This window comes from Microcystis sp. M_QC_C_20170808_M3Col, from assembly GCF_007095505.1.
Lineage (GTDB): Bacteria > Cyanobacteriota > Cyanobacteriia > Cyanobacteriales > Microcystaceae > Microcystis.
This window is the reverse complement of the sequence record NZ_SFBY01000440.1, coordinates 1-18,207: the sequence shown is the minus strand read 5'-3', so window position 1 is coordinate 18,207 and position 18,207 is coordinate 1. Positions and strand designations below refer to the sequence as shown.

The window sequence follows — 18,207 nt, the reverse complement described above, 5'->3', positions numbered from 1 at the left end:
ATGGGATAGAGAGGTGCGTAGTTCACCCAAGGAGAATTAATCTCTCGAAGCAAAAGTGAAGGGAATTTCTGAAATGGAATTCAGTCTGTCTATATTTGACTATACTTTTACTAACTATTTGTGGGGTTGCCGATTTTTACTTGATGGCTATCGGCAAAAGATAGCCACCGGCAATTGTATCAATTTGTAAAAGATGGTTGACGTTTGTGCCAATCGGTGGCTTGTTCGTAGGCGTGGGCGACATGAAATAATTGATCTTCGCGCAACACATTACCGACTAATTGTAAACCGATCGGCAAACCTTGCCCATCAAAACCGCAGGGAAGACTTAACCCGGGTAAACCGGCTAAATTGACGGGAATAGTCATTAAATCTGATAAATACATACTCAGAGGCTCCGCCGTTTTTTCCCCCGCTTTAAAGGCTGTGGTCGGTGAAGTGGGAGAAACTAACACATCTACCGATTGAAAAGCTCGATCGAAATCCTCTTTGATCAAAGTCCTCACCTTTTGCGCTTTTAGGTAATAAGCATCATAATAACCCGCCGAGAGGGTATAGGTTCCCAACATAATCCGGCGCTTGACTTCCGCACCAAAACCCTGAGCGCGAGTCTTGGTGTACATATCAATTAAACTATCGGCATCTTCCCGAATACCGTATTTAACCCCATCGTAACGGGCTAAATTCGCTGATGCCTCCGAGGGGGCGATAATGTAGTAAGTGGGCAATCCGTAACGGAAACGGGGACAGGAAATCTCTTTAATCGTAGCACCGAGGGCCTTTAACTGCTCTAAAGCTTGATTAACTGCCTCTGCCACCACCTGATCCAAACCTTCCCCGAAAGTTTCCTTAATTACGCCAATTTTTAGCCCTTTTAAACTGGTTTTCAGGAATTGGCTATAGTCGGGAATCGGCAGATTGAGACTGGTAGAATCTTGGGGATCGTAACCTGCGATCGCTTGTAATAAAATCGCCGCATCTTCCACTGTACGGCCAAAGGGACCGATCTGATCGAGAGAAGAAGCGTAAGCCACCAAACCAAAGCGAGAAACCAAGCCATAGGTCGGTTTTAGCCCGACAACGCCACAAAATGAAGCCGGTTGACGAATTGAGCCACCGGTATCCGATCCTAGGGCGACCACACATTCTTGAGCGGCCACAGCCGCAGCCGAACCCCCCGAAGATCCCCCCGGCACCCTGGATAAGTCCCAAGGATTAGCAGTAACGTGATAACCGGAGTTTTCCGTGGAACTACCCATGGCAAACTCGTCTAAATTGGTTTTACCGACGATAACTGCCCCTAAATCCCGTAATTTTTGGGTAACGGTGGACTCGTAGGGGGGGACAAAATTCTCTAAAATCCGAGAAGCGCAGGTGGTGGGGATACCCTTGGTGCAGAGATTATCTTTTAATGCGATGGGAATACCTGCTAACAGATGCAGGGGTTCACCCCTGGCGATTTTCTCGTCCACTTTTTGGGCTTGCGCGAGGGCTAAATCCGGAGTTAAATGGAGAAAGCTTTTTACTTGTGGTTCGATCGCTTCAATACGAGCGAGAAATTCTCTAGCGATTTCGACGGCTGTTTTTTCTTTATTAACGAGTTGTTGATGCAGTTGACGAATCGAAGTCATGTTCAGTTACCGGTTACAACCACCGTCAGGAGCAAGCAACAACCCCAGACAGCAAAGACTATTTTAGCGTCAGTTTGCCTGTCGGTCAGCTAATCCCCTAAAATTAAAGGAAAGCCTCGGAGGAAAACTAGAGTTATGACTTTTAATATCCGACAATTAGATAATTTAGACTACGATGAAGCCGAACCCTTATTAGAAGATTATATTACTGGAGCGATCCAAGAATATATCAATTCGCCAGAAGGGAAAGAATATTATCAAGAAAAAGAAGAAGGTGGTGGTTGGATTGCCACCTTTATGGAGTTTGGCTATCTCTATGAAGGTTATACCCTTGCTACCATGACTAAGGCAGATGTGCAAATCTTAATGGAGAAGATTTTACCACGCAAAATTACTATCCTCGATCCGACGGAAACCGAAGACGCTATCCCTGAATTAATTAGTTTTTGGCAATTTTTGGGACGAGAATATAAATTAACTCAGGCTAAGGCTATTATTAAATACTTAGAGCAATTAGGCGATCGCTTTAGTCAACTGATGAACAATCCCAGTAGTGGCGGTTTTATGAAAAATCTTTTATTACAAGCGCATCAGCAGGGTTTTGATATCACCAGTCAGGAAGGGTTAACAGCTTTTCAAGAAAAATATAATGCTGAACAACGCGCCAAACAGCAAGCGGCAGCAATATTGAAAAAAACGCTTCCAGCTGTTCCTAAATCGGAAAATGTTCCCAAGGCAATGCAGGCCAAATATCAAGAAATTATCGATATTACTGATAAATTTGCCGCTCAATATCTTAATGAAGAATACGCCCAACTTATTCGCCAGTTAACCGCAACTTTAGCTCGTAAGCGTCCCTCTCCTCTAGAAAAAGGTAAGGCTAATTCCTGGGCTGCCGGCATTACTCACGCCCTAGGAATGGTCAATTTTCTCTTCGATCCTACTCAAAATCCCCACATTTCGGCCAAAGAACTTTATCAGGCTTTTGGGGTTGCTCAAAGTACAGGACAAGCTAAATCAAAACAAGTGAGAGATTTACTGAAGATGTCCTATCTTGACTCAGAATGGGCTTTACCAAGCAATTTGGAGAACCATCCTAGCACTACGGTCCGGAAGTTAATCACTACCATGCTCGGTTATAGTTAGGGTTTGCTGAAAAAGTCTGTTGGTGGAGTTAGAAGGCAAGGGGCAAGAGGCAACAGCAGATACCTGAATGACCCAATCTCGATCGAGTTTGCCGACTAGACTCTAGTTACCCCTCCAGTTAAACTATAGTAGTCAATAGTTATAAAGTTTTAAACGATAACCTATTGTCAGCCTTTTTAACTGGTCACTTTATTACCTACCTATGTTAGACAGTTTCTCCCCCCAAACCTCTAGCGTCGTCCTCGCTTCGGTGGCGGACTATTTCAAAGTCCTGTCGGAAGTCAGTCGCCTACAGATTCTCAGTTGCTTGCAATTAGGCGCGATGAATGGTAAAGAAATCGCTGAAGCTACCGGACTAGGCCAGGCCAATCTCTCCAAACACCTGAAAGCTTTAACCCAAGCGGGAATTATCTCGCGGCAACCCCAAGGAGTCAGCGTTTACTATCAAATTACCGACCCCGTGATCTATGATCTCTGTCAGGTGGTTTGCGATCGCATTAGTCAGCAAATGCGTCAACGGGCACGAGAATTCGAGAGTCTGCCGGCTTTCCATCTCCCTAAATAGGGCTTGCGGCAAAAAGCTTTTCCTGGGGGCAGGGTGTGGGGTGTGGGGTGTAGGGTTTTATCGATTTTCAGGTGGTCAATTACCTAATTTTCAGGGAAAAAGTCCCGGAATTTTCCCCCCGACCACTCCAATGGTTGGCACTTTTTGAGGGGAAAAAAGTCTAAAAGTCTTATCCAACAAGGTTTTTAGATTTATTCAGCCAACCCTAAATAAAAATTACCAAACCCTTGACATTTGGCCTCAATTATGATATGGAAAAAAAATCCATGCTCCTAGAAGAACTTTGTCAACGCTATCGGGAGGGAGAAAGAGATTTTCGGGGGATTAATTTGCGGGAAAGCGACTTAACTAATATTGCCCTCCCAGGAGTCAATTTTTGCCGTGCCGATCTGCGACAGGCGCGGTTAGGAAAGATACGCCTTTCGCGATCGCTGCTGAGAGAAGCGGATTTAAGTGAGGCGATTCTCTGGGGAGCAGATTTAAGTCAAGTGGACTTTTATCGAGCTTGTTTACGAGATGCGGACTTAAGCGGGGCTAATCTCATCGAAGCCAATTTAGAAGCCACTTATTTAACCAAAGCCGTCTTAAACGGTGTTAATCTCAACAGTGCTAATCTCCAGCAGGCCCTATTAATCGATACGGATTTTCGCTCCACTTCCGACCAACGCACGGACTTAGGCAAAACTAACCTTTGCGGAGCCGATCTCAACTATGCCAATCTGAGCGGCTCCCTGTTATATCGAGCTAATTTCGCTGATTGCCGACTTTGCCGGGTTAATTTTCGTGCTAGTCCCGAAAGAGACGGATTTATTACCGATCTCACTGGGGCCAGTTTCCGGGGTGCGGATCTCAGTTATGCCGATTTGCGCGGGGCAATTTTAGAAGATGTGGACTGGACTGATGCTGATTTAACCGGGACTTTGTTTTAATCTGGGAAGCTTTTTCAGTAAGCAGTAAACAGTGATCAGTAAACAGTAATCAGTGAAAAGATGTCATTTCACTTAAAACTCAAATCTGATAACAAGGGCTGAATCTCAGACCTAATTGGTTAAGCTAAAAGCTTTGATGTGCTTAGTCTCTAACCTTCTTTTTAGGTAGGAAAATTGTCAGATTCTGTCTTTTGCCTCTTGCAAGAGTGCCTCTTGCCTTCAGAAGCTGATAACTGCTCACTGATAACTGCTCACTGATAACTGATAACTGCTCACTGATAACTGATAACTGATAACTGATAATTGAGAGTCGATTTATTTAAAACCGACGGATGCTTGCCAAACAAAGGCCAGCAAGAGGAAAAATAGGGGAATCAGGGGCAAGACATCGACTAAAGGGTCGAAAATTTGGTATGCTTCCGGCAATTTGGCGAACAAAAGTGCAGTTTCCATCTCTCTATCTACCTTGACAAGAAAATTTTAAAACGTTTCCTGAAATTTTATCACGTTGAGGTAACATCTACGGCATCCTCAAGCCAAGGGGCAAAATCTTGGGCAAAAGTCCCTCCTAGGATAGATTGACGAATTTCCTGGGTAAATCTGATTAATTCGGCGATATTGTGCAGAGATAAGAGAATATAACCCAACATTTCCCCCGATTTAATTAAATGATTCAGATAGGCACGGCTAAAGTGTTGACAGGTGTAGCAGGGACAAGTCTCGTCTAAAGGGGCGAAATCCTCCTTAAAACGGGCATTTTTTAGGTTCCAACGCTCTCCCCGCACTAAAGCCGTGCCATGGCGACCAAAACGGGTGGGAATGACGCAATCAAACAGATCTATGCCACTAGCGATCGCCTTGGCCATTTCTCGATAGGTTCCCACTCCCATCAGGTAACGGGGTTTATTTTCGGGGAGTAAAGGGGCAGTTATCTGGACAATGCGATGAATTAGGCTCGTTTCTTCCCCCACACTCACGCCACCGATAGCATAACCGGGTAAATCGAGTTTTACTAAAGATTCCGCCGCCGCTGCCCGTAAATCCGCATAAATTCCCCCCTGCACTATGGCGAATAAAGCCTGTTGTTGGGGTCGTTGATGGGCCCTCAGACAGCGCTCTAACCAGCGATAGGTGCGTTCTATGGATGCTTTCATGGTCTCATGACTGACTCCCGTGGGGGGACATTCATCGAAGGCCATAATCACATCAGCACCGAGGGCATTTTGAATCTGAATCGATTTTTCTGGCGTAATTTCGATTATTCTACCGTCCCGGGGCGATCGAAAGGTGACTCCCGATTCTTTAATTTGCCGCAGTTGACTCAGGCTAAATACCTGAAATCCACCCGAATCTGTTAATATTGGCTGATTCCACGCCATAAACTCGTGTAAACCTCCGGCTTTCTCGATAATACTTTCTCCAGGCTGCAGATGCAGGTGATAGGTATTAGCGAGAATCATTTGCGCCCCCGTGCTGGCGATTTGAGCGGGGGTCAAACCTTTCACCGTGGCCAAAGTTCCCACGGGCATAAAACGGGGTGTTTCTACCGGTCCGTGGGGAGTATGCCAAACCCCAACCCGCGCACCAGTTTGGGGACACCGGGCGATTAATTCAAAGGAAAATCCCACTGTTTCAGTTATCAGTTATCAGTTATCAGTTATCAGTTATCAGTTATCAGTTATCAGTTATCAGTTATCAGTTATCAGTTATCAGTTATCAGTATTTTTGCTCACTGCCTAAAAGGGGCAATCGTTGTCGTCTTCGTCTTCAAACTGCACATCCCACTTAGCAGAAAGTACCTGAGTAACCATGGCTTCGAGGGTATCGGCATTGAGACGGGCTTTCATATCGGGGTCTTGGAGTGGATTACTCAGGGGAATTAACCTTAATTGCCGATTGTCTTGGATCAGATCAAAATAGGTTTCACCGTCGGGAGAGCGGGTTAGACGCAGACAATCGAAGCTATAGGTATTGAGATAAAGACTGTAGTTAGCAACTAGGGTGCTTTGCTGATAATCGGCGAAAACTTCCACTATCCATCCCTCCCCTTCACTCTGAATCACTCCTTCGAGACTATGGATGTAGCGAACTCGTCCGAGATCATCGAGGAGACGACGCATATCTTCTTTAGCGATGACCACGCCAGAATCAATAATACAGGGGGCGGGCAGGGGCTGTGAGGGTGGATGATAGTTCATAGGGATTGCCAGTAAAAAAATTTCCGTTAATAACCCCAGTGACTGGGGGGTTTCTACCGATTCCTGTTGCAATTTTTTTCGGGTTACGTCTCGATCTTAACCCAATCCGTTAGAACTTTTCATTGTTATTTAACTTAGTGTCAGCATTCGTCCCTCGCGCTTAGTACGATGGGACGGGGCTTTTAAAGGGGCGAAGTAATTCGCCCCAGGGTTCCCCTCATGAATGCCGACTTTGTATAGAACAGCAAAGCACAGCTAAAAACAAGTCTGACCTATAGTTGACAATGTAATTGCAGTATGCTGGAATAGTTTGCGAACGTTGCGGTCGATAACGCAAAATGTTTGTTTTACGGTACAAGCTTAGAGGAAAATCATCTCAATATCAAGCCATTGATGAGGCTATTCGGACAGTTCAGTTTGTTCGGAATAAATGTCTTAGATATTGGGCAGAAAATAAGAGTGTAGTACAAAAAGATATTTATCGATATACAACTCAATTAAGAGATGAATATTCTTTCGTCAAAGAGCTTAAATCTACAGCTTATCAACAGGCTTGCGAACGGACTTGGACTGCTATTCTTCGGTTTTATAGTAACTGTAAGAAGAAAATTGCTGGCACGAAATGGTATCCTAAATACTCTAAACGTACTCATTCTGTTGAGTTTAAAAAGTCAGGTTGTAAACTTAATCGAAATTCCAAGAGAATAACTTTCACTGATGGAAAAAACATTGGGGAGTTAAAACTAATTGGTAGTCGAGACTTGTTTTATTTTCAAGAATGGCAAATTCAACGGGTAAGAATAGTTAAACGTGCTGACGGATATTATTGCCAGTTAATGTTAAAACTCGATATTAGAGATATAACCCCACAATCAGAATCGACGGGTCATTGCCTAGGATTAGATCTGGGGTTAAAAGGTTCTTCCATTTGGCGATTTTTGTCAATTGTTTTCGATCTAGAGCGAACTAATCAATTAAATCTCTTGCCAGATAAGGATTTAGTCGATTTATGCCACCCTATCGAACCATAACAAGTAACGAAGAGCCGGAACTCTTTCCACGGAGATAATCCTTAAGAGTAAAGTTAAAGTCCCGAACCGCAACACAATCAAGATGTCTTGTCTAACAACGCTTTACCAATAAAGCTTAGAGGAAATCCGAACTAGGGAAGAATTCGGAAGTCTGTGCCAGATTGTGTCTCGATGCGGTAGTCTCTACTTGCGTCGCCTAAATTGGTCTAGGCAAGCTCCGTCGCTTTTAGGGCGGGGTTAGTGACAACTATTTACTGGGAGGGTTAGAAGCGGAAGGACTGCGATCGATCACCTGATCGATTAAACCATAGTCTAGGGCTTCTTCGGCGGACATAAAGAAATCCCTTTCCGTATCCTCGGCGATGAGGTCGAGAGGTTTACCCGTATGACTAGCTAGGTGTTCATTGAGTAATTGTTTGAGATAGAGAATTTCTTTGGCCTGAATTTCGATATCGGTGGCCTGACCTTGGGCGCCGCCGAGGGGTTGGTGAATCATGATCCGCGAGTTGGGTAGGCTCATTCTTTTGCCCGGTTTGCCGGCACTGAGGAGAAAAGCCCCCATACTGGCAGCTAAACCAATACAAATGGTGCTGACATCGGGACGGATTTGATTCATGGTGTCAAAAATCCCTAATCCGGCCGAAACGGAACCCCCGGGGGAGTTGATATACAAGTAAATATCTTTTTCGGGGTCTTCTGCTTCTAGAAAGAGCAATTGGGCGACGATTAGGTTAGCCAGGTCGCTGGTTACTTCTTGTCCCAAAAAGACGATTCTTTCCCGGAGTAGTCGGGAGTAGATATCGAAGGCGCGTTCGCCCCGGCCTGTGGTTTCAATAACGGTAGGAATCATTACGCTTTCTTGTCTTGCTGCTGCGGTTAGTTTTTTTGATTGTAACCTAGGGAATGGGGGATAGGGATTAGGGGAATTGGGGAATTGGGGAAGTGGGGAAGTGGGGAAGTGGGGAAGTGGGGAAGTGGGAATTGGGGAATTGGGGAATTGGGGAATTGGGGAATTGGGGAATTGGGGAATTGGGGAATTGGGGAATTGGGGAAGTGGGGAAGTGGGGAGTTTCAACTAAAACCCTAAAACCCTAAAACCCTAAAACCTGACACCTAACCCCCAACAGCTAACGGCTAAAAATAATCTTCTCGATGGCATCTAGGGCGGTTTCTAGGTCATCGTTGACGATTTGATAGGGGAATTCCTCGCTGGCGGCTAATTCTTCTTGGGCGCGCTCTAGACGGCGGGCGATCGCTGTTTCGGCATCTTTGCCCCGGCCGCGCAAACGACGTTCTAATTCCTCGAAACTGGGGGGTAGGATAAAGATTCTCCTCGCTTCGGGGAAGCTTTGACAGACCTGTCTGGCTCCCTCTAATTCGATTTCTAGAATTACGGTCTGGCCTGTTGCTAATTGAGCGGCGATCGCTGATTGGGGTGTCCCATAGTAGTTGCCCGCGTATTCGGCCGATTCCAGAAATTGTCCGGCTGCCATTTTCTCCTCGAAACTGGGACGGTCGAGAAAGTAGTAATCTTCCCCCTCAATTTCACCCGGTCGAGGTGGGCGCGTAGTGGCGGATACGGACAGGTAGAGGTTAGGGAAACGAGTTAGTAAATGCCGGACTAGCGTACCCTTGCCCACGCCGCTAGGGCCGGTAATGACAATTAATTGACCGGGTTGCATGGGGTTAATAACTTAGTTGCTACTATTAACAGGCGCTTCCTTGTTGACCACGAAACGGTGAGCCACGGTTTCTGGTTGAATGGCCGACAGCACTACATGGCTAGAATCGGTGATGATCACCGCACGAGTCCGTCTTCCATAGGTAGCATCGATTAAACAGCCTTTATCCCGAGCATCACTGATGATGCGTTTGATAGGAGCAGATTCCGGGCTAACGATGGCGATAACCCGATTAGCGGAAACAATATTACCGAAGCCGATGTTGATCAGTTGTATATCCATAAGTTAACAAAGGTGCAGTCCTTTGTACAAAAGAGTGTGGAGGTATGATTACAATGTTATCGAGAAAGATTTAGCCTTACAACGCTAAAAATAACATTCTTAATCACATTTTAGTATTTTTTCAGGTTTTTTGCGATTTTAATTAAATTTGTTTACACGAGTCTCTATCTTAGGGAATAAAAAGGCAAAAGTCGGGAAAATTAGGGAATTTTGAGGGTCTGGGGTGATGGGGTGTGGGGTAATGGGGTGATGGGGAAGTGGGGAGATGGGGTGTAGGGTGTGGGGTGTAGGGGGAGTGGGAATTATGAATTATGAATTGGGGAGGTGGGGAAGTGGGGAAATTGAACTAAAACCCCAAAACCCCAAAACCCCAACCCCCAAAACCTGTCTCCCTTCTCCCTTCTCCCTTCTCCTGTCTCCTGTCTCCTGACGACCGATCACTGATCACTGTGAAGAATGTCCCCAGCAATGGCATGATAATTATGGTAACTAATAAGTATTCTCTATCCTTGGTGGGTGCGTTAGACTATGGGTTTTGCTGATCTATCGATCGCTGATATTGCGGCAGAGTACGATCTGGCCGATGAATCTGTGTTGTCACTTTGCGACCAATTAGGCATCTCCTATAAAGATCGGCAGACTAATCTCGCCCTAGAAGATGCTAAAGCAATTATCTCACTGATTTTATCCCAACGCTCAGGAGTAACCGCCTCGAAAACGGAAACGTCCCCTTGACTTTATTCCCAACTGCGATCTTCTCGGTGTCCGTGATCACTTAGAATCGATCGATACCCTCCCAGAGGAGAAAATTTTTTAGTCACCTTAAAATCCCCTTTCTTGGAACAATTGCGAGTAGGAGAACAATGATCAAACGTTTGATTGTGGCAGCGATCGCTGTAGTCTTTTTTGTATTACAATTCAATCTTAACGGCGCTAGTGCCTTAGAACTCGATCAAGAAACCCTCACCATCACCCTCAATGATGCGGGGGGATCGGTGACTTTGACTTCTGAACAAGCGACGGAAGGACAGAAACTTTTTGTCGCCAATTGTACTAAGTGTCACCTGCAAGGTAAAACCAAAACTAATAATAATGTCAGTTTGGGTCTGGCCGATCTGGCAAAAGCGGAACCCCCCAGAGATAATCTGTTAGCATTGATTGATTATCTAGAACATCCCACCAGTTACGATGGTGAAGATGATCTGAGCGAATTCCATCCCAATGTTAGCCGTCCCGATATCTTCCCAGAATTACGCAATCTGACCGAAGATGATGTGTATAACGTCGCCGCTTATCTGTTGGTTGCTCCCCGTCTAGACGAGCGCTGGGGTGGGACAATTTACTTCTAAATTGCACTCCATATATCCCTCAATCCCTCTAGATTTCTAGGGGGATTTTTGATTAGACAGCAAATAGTTGTAAAAATTCTTTGAGTTCATTTAATACTTCATGCTCAAAGTTCCAAATATGACGTTTGTTTTTCATAACATAATCAAATCCATTCATACTGCATTTCCTGCCAGCTTGTTTTTTGTCTTCTGTGGAACAGGTATCAAATCGTAAATAGTTACTAATCCAAAACTTATCAAAATCTTTGTCTTTAATCGATTTTTCTTGCTTGTTTAAACAATTTCTCCAGTCTTCTAAACAATCCGCATAGGTGGAATCTTGACTTTTAATCTTCTTGAGAACTGTTTCTAGTTCTCCTTGTCCGTCCACATTGGTAAAATAACAAGCAAATTCTGTGATTTGATCTTCTATTGTTGTCAATCTATAAAGCTGACTGGTTTCTCTAATATCTTCCGCTTCTGGATAAACCTTTTTTAGACAATCGTTAAGCCAATTTAGTCGCTCTGTCTTAGTATCAGAATCTTGATCGATAATAATACCAACTTTAGGGATAGCTTTTTTACGAATATTCGCCTTAATTTCATCGAAAGTGCTGGTTAATTTAGCTTGATCTAAACCCTGTAAACACTTATAGTTATCTTCCTCAAAGCAAATCGGTTTATCTAACTGAATTTTGTTAATATTTAAGTATTGCACTAGGGCTTCGATAAAAATTTTATCATTCTTGCTCTCGACGATTAATAAGTTACTCACCTCTCACCTCATTGCCATGTTTTAAGGCGTACTCTAAAGTGCTTAATTGTCTTTTAATACCGATAATTTTATCAGTTCTGGGACTTCTGGCTAGTTCAAAATAGGCCCCCTGTTCTGGATAATATTCTAACCCCACATCGGCAAAAGCTTGGATCATTTCTAAACTATGGGTTGTGGCAAAAATTTGGCTATCTAGTTCCATAGCTAATCGGAATAAAGTTTTCCAAATATCTGGGTAAGCAGTATAGTGAAGACCATTTTCTATTTCATCGATAAAAATGATTTTTTGCGGATTAAGCAGCAGAGCAAAAATCATCTCTATCAGACGATTAATAGCTTCACCAAAAAGAGATATGGGTAAGCGTTTTGTCTCTTTTCTTTTCAGATATAAATTTGGTTCACCCAGAAAAAAACTTTCTATTTTTTCAATAGACGGATCGAGAATTTGTAGAGCTTTTAGCACTTCTTCTTCCTGTTCATTAAAAACTATTTTAGTATAGGACTCGCTCAATTCTTTCAAAGATTTATTGGCAGATGCGGCAATGATTACTGGTTCCTCATCACCCGCATCAGGTAAAGCTAGTATTCCCTCAGAACTAGCAATTAAAAAATAGTTCAGTTGACTATCTTTTGAGTCATTCTTGAGGTGAAAACTTGTTTGTATATTTAAGATAGAAATAACCGATTGATTTTTAGCGATAAAATTATATAATTGTTGCCAATCTTCAGGGCGACCTAGAAGACTATCTTTAAGAGAATCGGAAATCGATATTTTTACCAATTTATCTCCTTGGTTAGATTGGGAGCCTTTTAACTCAATAATATTTTTTCTATCAAGATTGAATAATAAATTATCCCAGGCATTTTTGGGAACAGCCTGAACAACTGCTAAAGATTCCTTACGAATGATTCCTCTGATGTAGGGATGAATAGTATTTGGATAGGGATAACTATATAAAAATATTGCCTCTAACAAGGCAGTTTTCCCTGAATTGTTTTTACCACCAATTAAATTAACTCGCTCAAAACCTTCAATTTTGGTATGCTCAAAACATCTAAAATTACTAATTTCAATATCCTTAATCATGTTGACCTCTGGGCTGGATAAGCATAAACTTAGGGGTAGGAATGACCCTGGCGAGATGGGGATTTTTTTACTTAATTCTAGACGAGAATCGCCTCAAACTCTCAAAACGGTGACTATCCCTGACGGAAACTGCCGCCCTAAGAGATAATAGAGACAGGGATTTATTTACATTTCTTCATCATGGCTAGAGACTTACGAGGATTTATTAAGCTTTTAGAAGATCGTGGGCAATTACGCCGCATTAGTGCATCGGTCTCTGCCGATTTAGAAATTGCCGAGATCGCTAATCGGATGCTACAGGTGGGGGGACCGGCCCTACTGTTTGAAAACGTGCAAGGAGCAGAGTTTCCCGTCGCTATTAACCTGATGGGAACGGTAGAACGCATCTGTTGGGCGATGAACCTGAATAAACCCGAAGAATTGGAAGATTTAGGCAAAAAACTCGCCCTGTTGCAACAACCGAAACCCCCGAAAAAACTCTCCCAAGCGATCGATTTTGGTAAAGTTTTATTTGATGTCCTGAAAGCCAAACCCAACCGTAACTTTTTCCCTGCCTGTCAACAGGTAATTTTAGAAGGGGATGAAGTAGATTTAAAGAAAATTCCGATGATTCGCCCCTATCCGGGGGATGCAGGCCAGATTATCACCCTAGGGCTAGTAATTACTAAAGATTGCGAAACGGGAACCCCTAACGTCGGTGTCTATCGCTTACAGCTACAGTCTCACAATACCATGACCGTCCACTGGTTATCCGTGCGCGGTGGGGCGCGTCACCTGCGAAAAGCGGCACAAATGGGCAAAAAATTAGAAATAGCCATTGCTTTAGGGGTTGATCCTCTGATTATCATGGCCGCCGCCACTCCTATCCCCGTAGATCTCTCAGAATGGCTGTTTGCGGGATTGTACGGCGGTTCCGGGGTACAGTTAGCCAAGTGTAAAACCCTCGCTTTGGAAGTGCCGGCCGACTCAGAAATCGTCCTGGAAGGAACAATTACTCCCGGAGAGGTATTGCCAGATGGACCCTTTGGTGATCACATGGGTTACTATGGCGGTGTGGAAGATTCACCCCTGATTCATTTCCACTGCATGACCCATCGTCGCGACCCCATTTATTTAACCACTTTTAGCGGTCGTCCTCCCAAGGAAGAAGCGATGATGGCTATCGCTCTTAATCGTATTTATACACCGATTTTACGGCAACAGGTGTCGGAAATCAGGGATTTTTTCCTACCTATGGAGGCTTTAAGCTATAAAGCGGCGATTATCTCCATTGATAAAGCCTATCCTGGACAAGCGCGGCGAGCGGCCTTAGCTTTTTGGAGTGCCTTACCCCAGTTCACCTATACTAAATTTGTCATCGTCGTCGATAAGGAGATTAATATTCGCGACCCCCGGCAAGTGGTTTGGGCAATTAGTTCTAAAGTGGATCCGGTTCGCGATGTGTTTATTCTCCCGGAAACCCCCTTTGATAGCCTCGATTTTGCCAGCGAAAAGGTCGGTTTGGGGGGAAGAATGGGAATTGATGCCACCACTAAAATGTATCCCGAAACTGACCACGAATGGGGGGAACCTTTGGAGTCGGATCCTGCCATGGCACTCAAGGTTTCCCAACGCTGGTTAGAATACGGTTTAATCGATATTAATTTACAAGAAGTGGATGCCAATAAGTTTGGCTACGAAATGTAGATTTAACCGACTAAATAGGGTCTGCTGAATAAATCTAAAAACCTTGTTGGATAATATCTTTAGGCTTTTTTGAAATCAAAAAGTGCCTTAGCTAGGAGTGGTCGGGGGGGAAATTCAGGTACTTTTTCCCCGAAAATTAGGTAATTGACCCTCTGAAAACGGGTAAAACCCTACACCCTACACCCTACACCCTACACCCCACACCCCACACCCTACCCCCACGAAAAACTTTTTGCCGCAAACCCTAAATAGTCAATAGCTTATCTTGTCCCTAAATCTCAAAAAAATCGGGCTAGAAATATCTTCTAACCCGATATTACTGATTAAATTCTCGACTTAGTAAGCGTCCTGTAGTTCGTAGAATTCGGGAGAAACGTAATCTTTGCGTAGGGGCCAACCGACCCAATCTTCCGGCATTAAAATCCGTTTCAGGTGGGGATGTCCTTCATAAATAATGCCGAACATATCATAACTTTCTCGTTCTTGCCAGTCAGCTGCTTTCCAAATCCAGTAAACCGAGGCAACCCTGGGATTATCTCTGGGAAGAAAGACTTTTAAGCGCACTTCCACGGGACTATCGACATTATCGGTTACTTTGACTAGATGATAGAAACTAACTAATTCTTTCCCCGGTCCCAAATCGTAAGCACCCTGACATTGGAGATAATTAAAACCATAAGCGTATAAAGCAGTGGCCAGAGGAATTAAAAAGTCTGCTTCTACTTTAATCAATTCCACACCACTATGGTCAGCTTCTAAAGCTTGATGCTCAAAACCATTTTCGCTTAACCAAATCGAAGTGGGGCCAGCTTGCACAATAGCTGTCGTTTCTTCAGTCATTTAGATTTCTTCCTTTTGTTTCGTGGTCAAAAGAGCGGGGGGAACAGGCATACCGGTGGCTTCTAGTAACTCTTTCGGAGGTGCTTGACGGGTGGCCGATTGCAGATATTTACCCGTAAGAATCGGTTCCGTGGCCTGCATTTTGTGGGTGGTGCTGTAATAACGATTGGTTTGCTGGAGGACAGTCCCGCGTTCTTGAATAGATTCGTTAGCGACTTTTTTCCGTAGTTTAATAATCGCGTCGATAATCGCTTCCGGACGGGGGGGACAACCGGGTATATAGACATCCACGGGGATAAGTTTATCTACCCCTCTAACTGCGGTGGTGGAGTCACTGCTGAACATTCCCCCCGTAATCGTACAGGCACCCATGGCGATAACGTATTTAGGTTCCGGCATTTCTTCATACAGACGCACCAAAGCGGGGGCCATTTTCATGGTGATTGTACCGGCAGTGATGATTAAATCGGCTTGCCGGGGACTAGAACGGGGAACTAAACCAAAGCGATCGAAATCAAAACGGGAACCAATCAAGGCTGCGAACTCGATAAAACAGCAAGCTGTACCGTATAGCATCGGCCAAAGACTTGACAAACGCGCCCAGTTATACAGGTCATCAACGGTGGTAAGGATGACATTTTCCGATAAATCCTGGGTAACTTTAGTGCGTTCGATGGGATTGAGGATTTTTTCGCTTTGTTGTTCGATAATTTGCTTAAATTCGCTGGTAGGGTTGGGACTCATCGGGTTATCCTCTCATGAAAAGTCAAAAATAAGGAAAATTATGGCTGTTATGACCATTCTAAGGCTCCTTTCCGCCAAGCATAGACGAGAGCAACCACAAGGATAGCAATAAAGATCAGTGCTTCTACAAAAGCTAATAGGCCCAATTGATTGAAAGCTACTGCCCAAGGGTAGAGAAAGACGGTTTCCACGTCAAAAACCACGAAAACGAGGGCAAACATATAATAACGAATGTTAAACTGAATCCAAGCACCGCCGATCGGTTCCATCCCCGATTCATAAGTGGTGCGTCTTTCCGGACCACCACCACTAGGCCGCAGGACTTTGGAGGCCGTTAGGGATAGGATTGGTACTAAACTGCAAGCGAGCAGAAATCCTAGAAAATACTCGTAACCTTTGAGGACAAACACTGGGTTTTTTTTCTCCTTATTCGCTATCGACAGGGGAAGTTGTCGGCATCTCTATGGCTACTTATTATAGAGGCTTTAGCAACCCGTCTCCTTCTCAAAAGCAGCATTGAAGATGTTTATCTAGATTGCTCGTTAAGATTGTACGGGAGTGCTGGAGTTGCCAGTTCGAGCATTTGTACTAAAATCTCCGATAGGCAGTCTAAATTAGGAGCCGACCAAAGCAGCGATCGCACTAAGAGGAGAGGGTCTGGTATGGGGATAAATGTAAAAATTTATTAAATTGTAGCGTATGATACAGTCTGGGGGGGTGGAGTGCATACTGGCCACTATCTACAACTAAACAGGAGAATTAAGCCATGGCTACTTACTACGGCACAGATTCCGCAGACTTTTTGTTCGGATCATCGGGAAATGATATTTTATGGGGACGATGGGGCGACGATGTCTTAGATGGAGGCAGCGGAAATGATCAATTATACGGAGAGGGTGGCCAAGATGCGTTATTTGGAGACTGGGGAAATGATACCTTATGGGGAGGCAGCGATTATGATTACTTAGTTGGAGGCTGGGGAAATGATATCTTATGGGGAGGCAGCGGTTATGATGCCTTAATAGGAGACGATGGTAATGACAAATTATATGGAGAATCAGGTGGTGGTGAGTTACGAGGAGGTAATGGCAACGATGAGTCCATTTGGTATCTTTCCCAAAATCATTACCCAGTATGGATTAGAGCGAATTAGCCAAAATACCTGTAATTCTTACCCGTGAAGCGTCACAAGAGAGATACCAAATAGGTTCTATATGGAGACTCGGGACATGATACCTTATTAGGGGGAACATGGGGTGATTATCTGAGTGGTGGCACTGGTGATGATATCTTAATCGGCTCTAACTCTAGAACCCGTAACATTAACGGTTATCTGTTAGACACCTTAGTTGGAGGGTCTGGATGGGACGGTTTTGTACTAGGTGAAAGTGCTGGCAACTATTATCAAGGTACTGGCTATGCCATTATTACTGACTATAATGGCGACTATATTCGAATTAAGAATACTGGTTCACTTTACCTATCGCGGGAAAATCGGGCTGGTACTCGTGCTTTAGATACAGCCATCTATCAAGGAAGTGACTTAATTGGAGTCGTTCAAGATAACACCAGTATTGCGTTAACCAGTTCTTACTTTCAATTTGTTTAGCATCGCCTCGTAGGTTGAGTTGAGCGCAATAATACTGTAGAGAAAACCTAGACAACCTAATTATTTTAGAATATTCAAAACCTTTCTATATCTAGAAAACGGGTTTCTTAAATAAACCCGTTTTTTGGGCTTTTTGTAGTCTCCGAATGTCCTCCGGCGACCTTGATATTTACCGCATCGTTTACATCTCGATCATGGAAAGTTCCACAGAAAAGACATTCCCACTCACGGATATTTAACGCCTTTTTCCCGCCAATATTCCCACAACAGGAACATCGCTGAGACGTGGGTTTCCAACGGGAAATTATCCGAAAATTACGCCCATATTTATCGGACTTGGCTGATAGCATATCTCGAAAAGAACGCCAGCCTAAGTCTGATATAGCACGGGATAGCTTACGATTTTTAACCATTCCCGATGTGTTTAAATCCTCTAAAACTATCGGTTGATTTTCACGAACAATTCTAGGGGATAGTTTATGCAAGAAATCAGTCCGAGTGTCCTTAATCTTTGCGTGGATTTTAGCCACTCGTTTTCTGGCTTTTTCCCGTCGGTTACTTTCTTTCTGTTTTCTAGAAAGGTTTCTTTGTGCTTTTTTAAGCCGTTTTAATCGTTTCTTTAACGGTTTTGGTGCTTTTATCTTTTCTCCTGTGTCTAATGTGGCAAAAGTAGC

At 44.0% G+C, this 18,207-nt stretch carries 21 protein-coding genes and 1 pseudogene; 9 read left to right on the top strand and 13 right to left on the bottom strand.

The window, feature by feature from the left end:
• Positions 1 to 179: 179 nt before the first annotated feature.
• Entirely contained in the window at positions 180 to 1,631 is a 1,452-nt protein-coding gene (gene gatA, locus EWV84_RS20300) for an Asp-tRNA(Asn)/Glu-tRNA(Gln) amidotransferase subunit GatA (protein ID WP_286827152.1), read from the bottom strand.
• 135 nt (positions 1,632 to 1,766) lie between these two features.
• Between gatA and EWV84_RS20295 the strand changes: the two genes are divergently transcribed.
• The 3 genes from EWV84_RS20295 (at position 1,767) to hetL (ending at position 4,271) form a co-directional block, all read left to right on the top strand.
• Positions 1,767 to 2,777, top strand: a complete 1,011-nt coding sequence (locus EWV84_RS20295) for a DUF6398 domain-containing protein (protein WP_287079680.1) — start codon at positions 1,767 to 1,769, stop codon at positions 2,775 to 2,777.
• Between the two features lie 202 nt (positions 2,778 to 2,979).
• Positions 2,980 to 3,342: an ArsR/SmtB family transcription factor gene (locus EWV84_RS20290; RefSeq protein ID WP_002738764.1), complete on the top strand. Its 363-nt coding sequence runs from the start codon at positions 2,980 to 2,982 to the stop codon at positions 3,340 to 3,342.
• Positions 3,343 to 3,608: 266 nt separating this feature from the next.
• On the top strand, positions 3,609 to 4,271 hold the full coding sequence (gene hetL, locus EWV84_RS20285; protein ID WP_287079677.1) for a heterocyst differentiation pentapeptide repeat protein HetL: 663 nt from the start codon (positions 3,609 to 3,611) through the stop codon (positions 4,269 to 4,271).
• A gap of 315 nt (positions 4,272 to 4,586) precedes the next feature.
• On the opposite strand, the gene EWV84_RS20280 is transcribed toward hetL, so the two are convergent.
• From EWV84_RS20280 to EWV84_RS20270, 3 genes are all read right to left on the bottom strand, one after another.
• Entirely contained in the window at positions 4,587 to 4,724 is a 138-nt protein-coding gene (locus EWV84_RS20280; protein ID WP_002739211.1) for a photosystem II reaction center protein K, read from the bottom strand.
• 50 nt (positions 4,725 to 4,774) lie between these two features.
• Positions 4,775 to 5,899, bottom strand: coding sequence for a tRNA guanosine(34) transglycosylase Tgt (tgt, locus tag EWV84_RS20275; RefSeq protein WP_287079674.1), 1,125 nt, complete (start codon positions 5,897 to 5,899; stop codon positions 4,775 to 4,777).
• A 108-nt stretch (positions 5,900 to 6,007) separates the two neighbouring features.
• Complete coding sequence (locus EWV84_RS20270) at positions 6,008 to 6,469, bottom strand: hypothetical protein (protein ID WP_004163378.1); 462 nt, start codon at positions 6,467 to 6,469, stop codon at positions 6,008 to 6,010.
• A gap of 338 nt (positions 6,470 to 6,807) precedes the next feature.
• Between EWV84_RS20270 and EWV84_RS20265 the strand changes: the two are divergent.
• A pseudogene (locus tag EWV84_RS20265) lies at positions 6,808 to 7,386 on the top strand (RNA-guided endonuclease InsQ/TnpB family protein); the annotation flags it as partial.
• Between the two features lie 361 nt (positions 7,387 to 7,747).
• On the opposite strand, the gene clpP reads toward EWV84_RS20265, so the two are convergent.
• Positions 7,748 to 8,350 (bottom strand): ATP-dependent Clp endopeptidase proteolytic subunit ClpP, encoded by a 603-nt coding sequence (clpP, locus tag EWV84_RS20260; protein ID WP_004163379.1) that lies wholly within the window; start codon positions 8,348 to 8,350, stop codon positions 7,748 to 7,750.
• A 76-nt stretch (positions 8,351 to 8,426) separates the two neighbouring features.
• Between clpP and EWV84_RS20255 the strand changes: the two genes are divergently transcribed.
• Positions 8,427 to 8,579 (top strand): hypothetical protein, encoded by a 153-nt coding sequence (locus EWV84_RS20255; RefSeq protein WP_287079670.1) that lies wholly within the window; start codon positions 8,427 to 8,429, stop codon positions 8,577 to 8,579.
• A 48-nt stretch (positions 8,580 to 8,627) separates the two neighbouring features.
• Here EWV84_RS20255 and gmk read toward each other — a convergent pair whose 3' ends face one another.
• Both gmk and remA read right to left on the bottom strand, forming a co-directional pair.
• Positions 8,628 to 9,182, bottom strand: coding sequence for a guanylate kinase (gmk, locus tag EWV84_RS20250; RefSeq protein WP_286826456.1), 555 nt, complete (start codon positions 9,180 to 9,182; stop codon positions 8,628 to 8,630).
• Positions 9,183 to 9,194: 12 nt separating this feature from the next.
• Positions 9,195 to 9,464: an extracellular matrix/biofilm regulator RemA gene (gene remA, locus EWV84_RS20245; protein ID WP_002737924.1), complete on the bottom strand. Its 270-nt coding sequence runs from the start codon at positions 9,462 to 9,464 to the stop codon at positions 9,195 to 9,197.
• A 528-nt stretch (positions 9,465 to 9,992) separates the two neighbouring features.
• Here remA and EWV84_RS20240 point away from each other — a divergent pair.
• Complete coding sequence (locus EWV84_RS20240) at positions 9,993 to 10,199, top strand: hypothetical protein (protein WP_002735525.1); 207 nt, start codon at positions 9,993 to 9,995, stop codon at positions 10,197 to 10,199.
• A 128-nt stretch (positions 10,200 to 10,327) separates the two neighbouring features.
• Positions 10,328 to 10,813 (top strand): photosystem II cytochrome c-550, encoded by a 486-nt coding sequence (psbV, locus tag EWV84_RS20235; protein ID WP_286826455.1) that lies wholly within the window; start codon positions 10,328 to 10,330, stop codon positions 10,811 to 10,813.
• Between the two features lie 52 nt (positions 10,814 to 10,865).
• On the opposite strand, the gene EWV84_RS20230 is transcribed toward psbV, so the two are convergent.
• Both EWV84_RS20230 and EWV84_RS20225 read right to left on the bottom strand, forming a co-directional pair.
• The gene (locus tag EWV84_RS20230; protein WP_287079666.1) at positions 10,866 to 11,567 is read right to left on the bottom strand and encodes a DUF3226 domain-containing protein; all 702 of its coding nucleotides are present in this window, start codon (positions 11,565 to 11,567) and stop codon (positions 10,866 to 10,868) included.
• Positions 11,560 to 12,654 carry an AAA family ATPase gene (locus tag EWV84_RS20225; RefSeq protein ID WP_287079665.1) on the bottom strand — a complete coding sequence of 365 codons (1,095 nt, stop codon included), beginning with the start codon at positions 12,652 to 12,654 and terminating at the stop codon, positions 11,560 to 11,562. Before EWV84_RS20225 ends, EWV84_RS20230 begins: the two co-directional genes overlap by 8 nt.
• A 180-nt stretch (positions 12,655 to 12,834) precedes the next feature.
• On the opposite strand from EWV84_RS20225, the gene EWV84_RS20220 reads away from it, so the two are divergent.
• Positions 12,835 to 14,340 (top strand): UbiD family decarboxylase, encoded by a 1,506-nt coding sequence (locus EWV84_RS20220; protein ID WP_286826452.1) that lies wholly within the window; start codon positions 12,835 to 12,837, stop codon positions 14,338 to 14,340.
• 336 nt (positions 14,341 to 14,676) lie between these two features.
• On the opposite strand, the gene EWV84_RS20210 is transcribed toward EWV84_RS20220, so the two are convergent.
• From EWV84_RS20210 to ndhC, 3 genes are read right to left on the bottom strand one after another with little or no spacing between them, the layout of a single operon-like run.
• The gene (locus tag EWV84_RS20210; protein WP_002780471.1) at positions 14,677 to 15,180 is read right to left on the bottom strand and encodes an NAD(P)H-quinone oxidoreductase subunit J; all 504 of its coding nucleotides are present in this window, start codon (positions 15,178 to 15,180) and stop codon (positions 14,677 to 14,679) included.
• Positions 15,181 to 15,924, bottom strand: coding sequence for a photosynthetic/respiratory NAD(P)H-quinone oxidoreductase subunit K (gene ndhK, locus EWV84_RS20205; protein ID WP_002760976.1), 744 nt, complete (start codon positions 15,922 to 15,924; stop codon positions 15,181 to 15,183).
• A gap of 47 nt (positions 15,925 to 15,971) precedes the next feature.
• Entirely contained in the window at positions 15,972 to 16,334 is a 363-nt protein-coding gene (gene ndhC / locus EWV84_RS20200) for a photosynthetic/respiratory NAD(P)H-quinone oxidoreductase subunit C (protein WP_002739390.1), read from the bottom strand.
• A 356-nt stretch (positions 16,335 to 16,690) separates the two neighbouring features.
• On the opposite strand from ndhC, the gene EWV84_RS20195 reads away from it, so the two are divergent.
• The gene (locus tag EWV84_RS20195; protein ID WP_287079661.1) at positions 16,691 to 17,077 is read left to right on the top strand and encodes a calcium-binding protein; all 387 of its coding nucleotides are present in this window, start codon (positions 16,691 to 16,693) and stop codon (positions 17,075 to 17,077) included.
• A 563-nt stretch (positions 17,078 to 17,640) separates the two neighbouring features.
• Here the strand turns inward: EWV84_RS20195 and EWV84_RS20190 are convergent.
• Positions 17,641 to 18,207 (bottom strand): RNA-guided endonuclease TnpB family protein (locus EWV84_RS20190; RefSeq protein ID WP_287079660.1); only part of this gene is annotated, 567 nt, incomplete at its 5' end.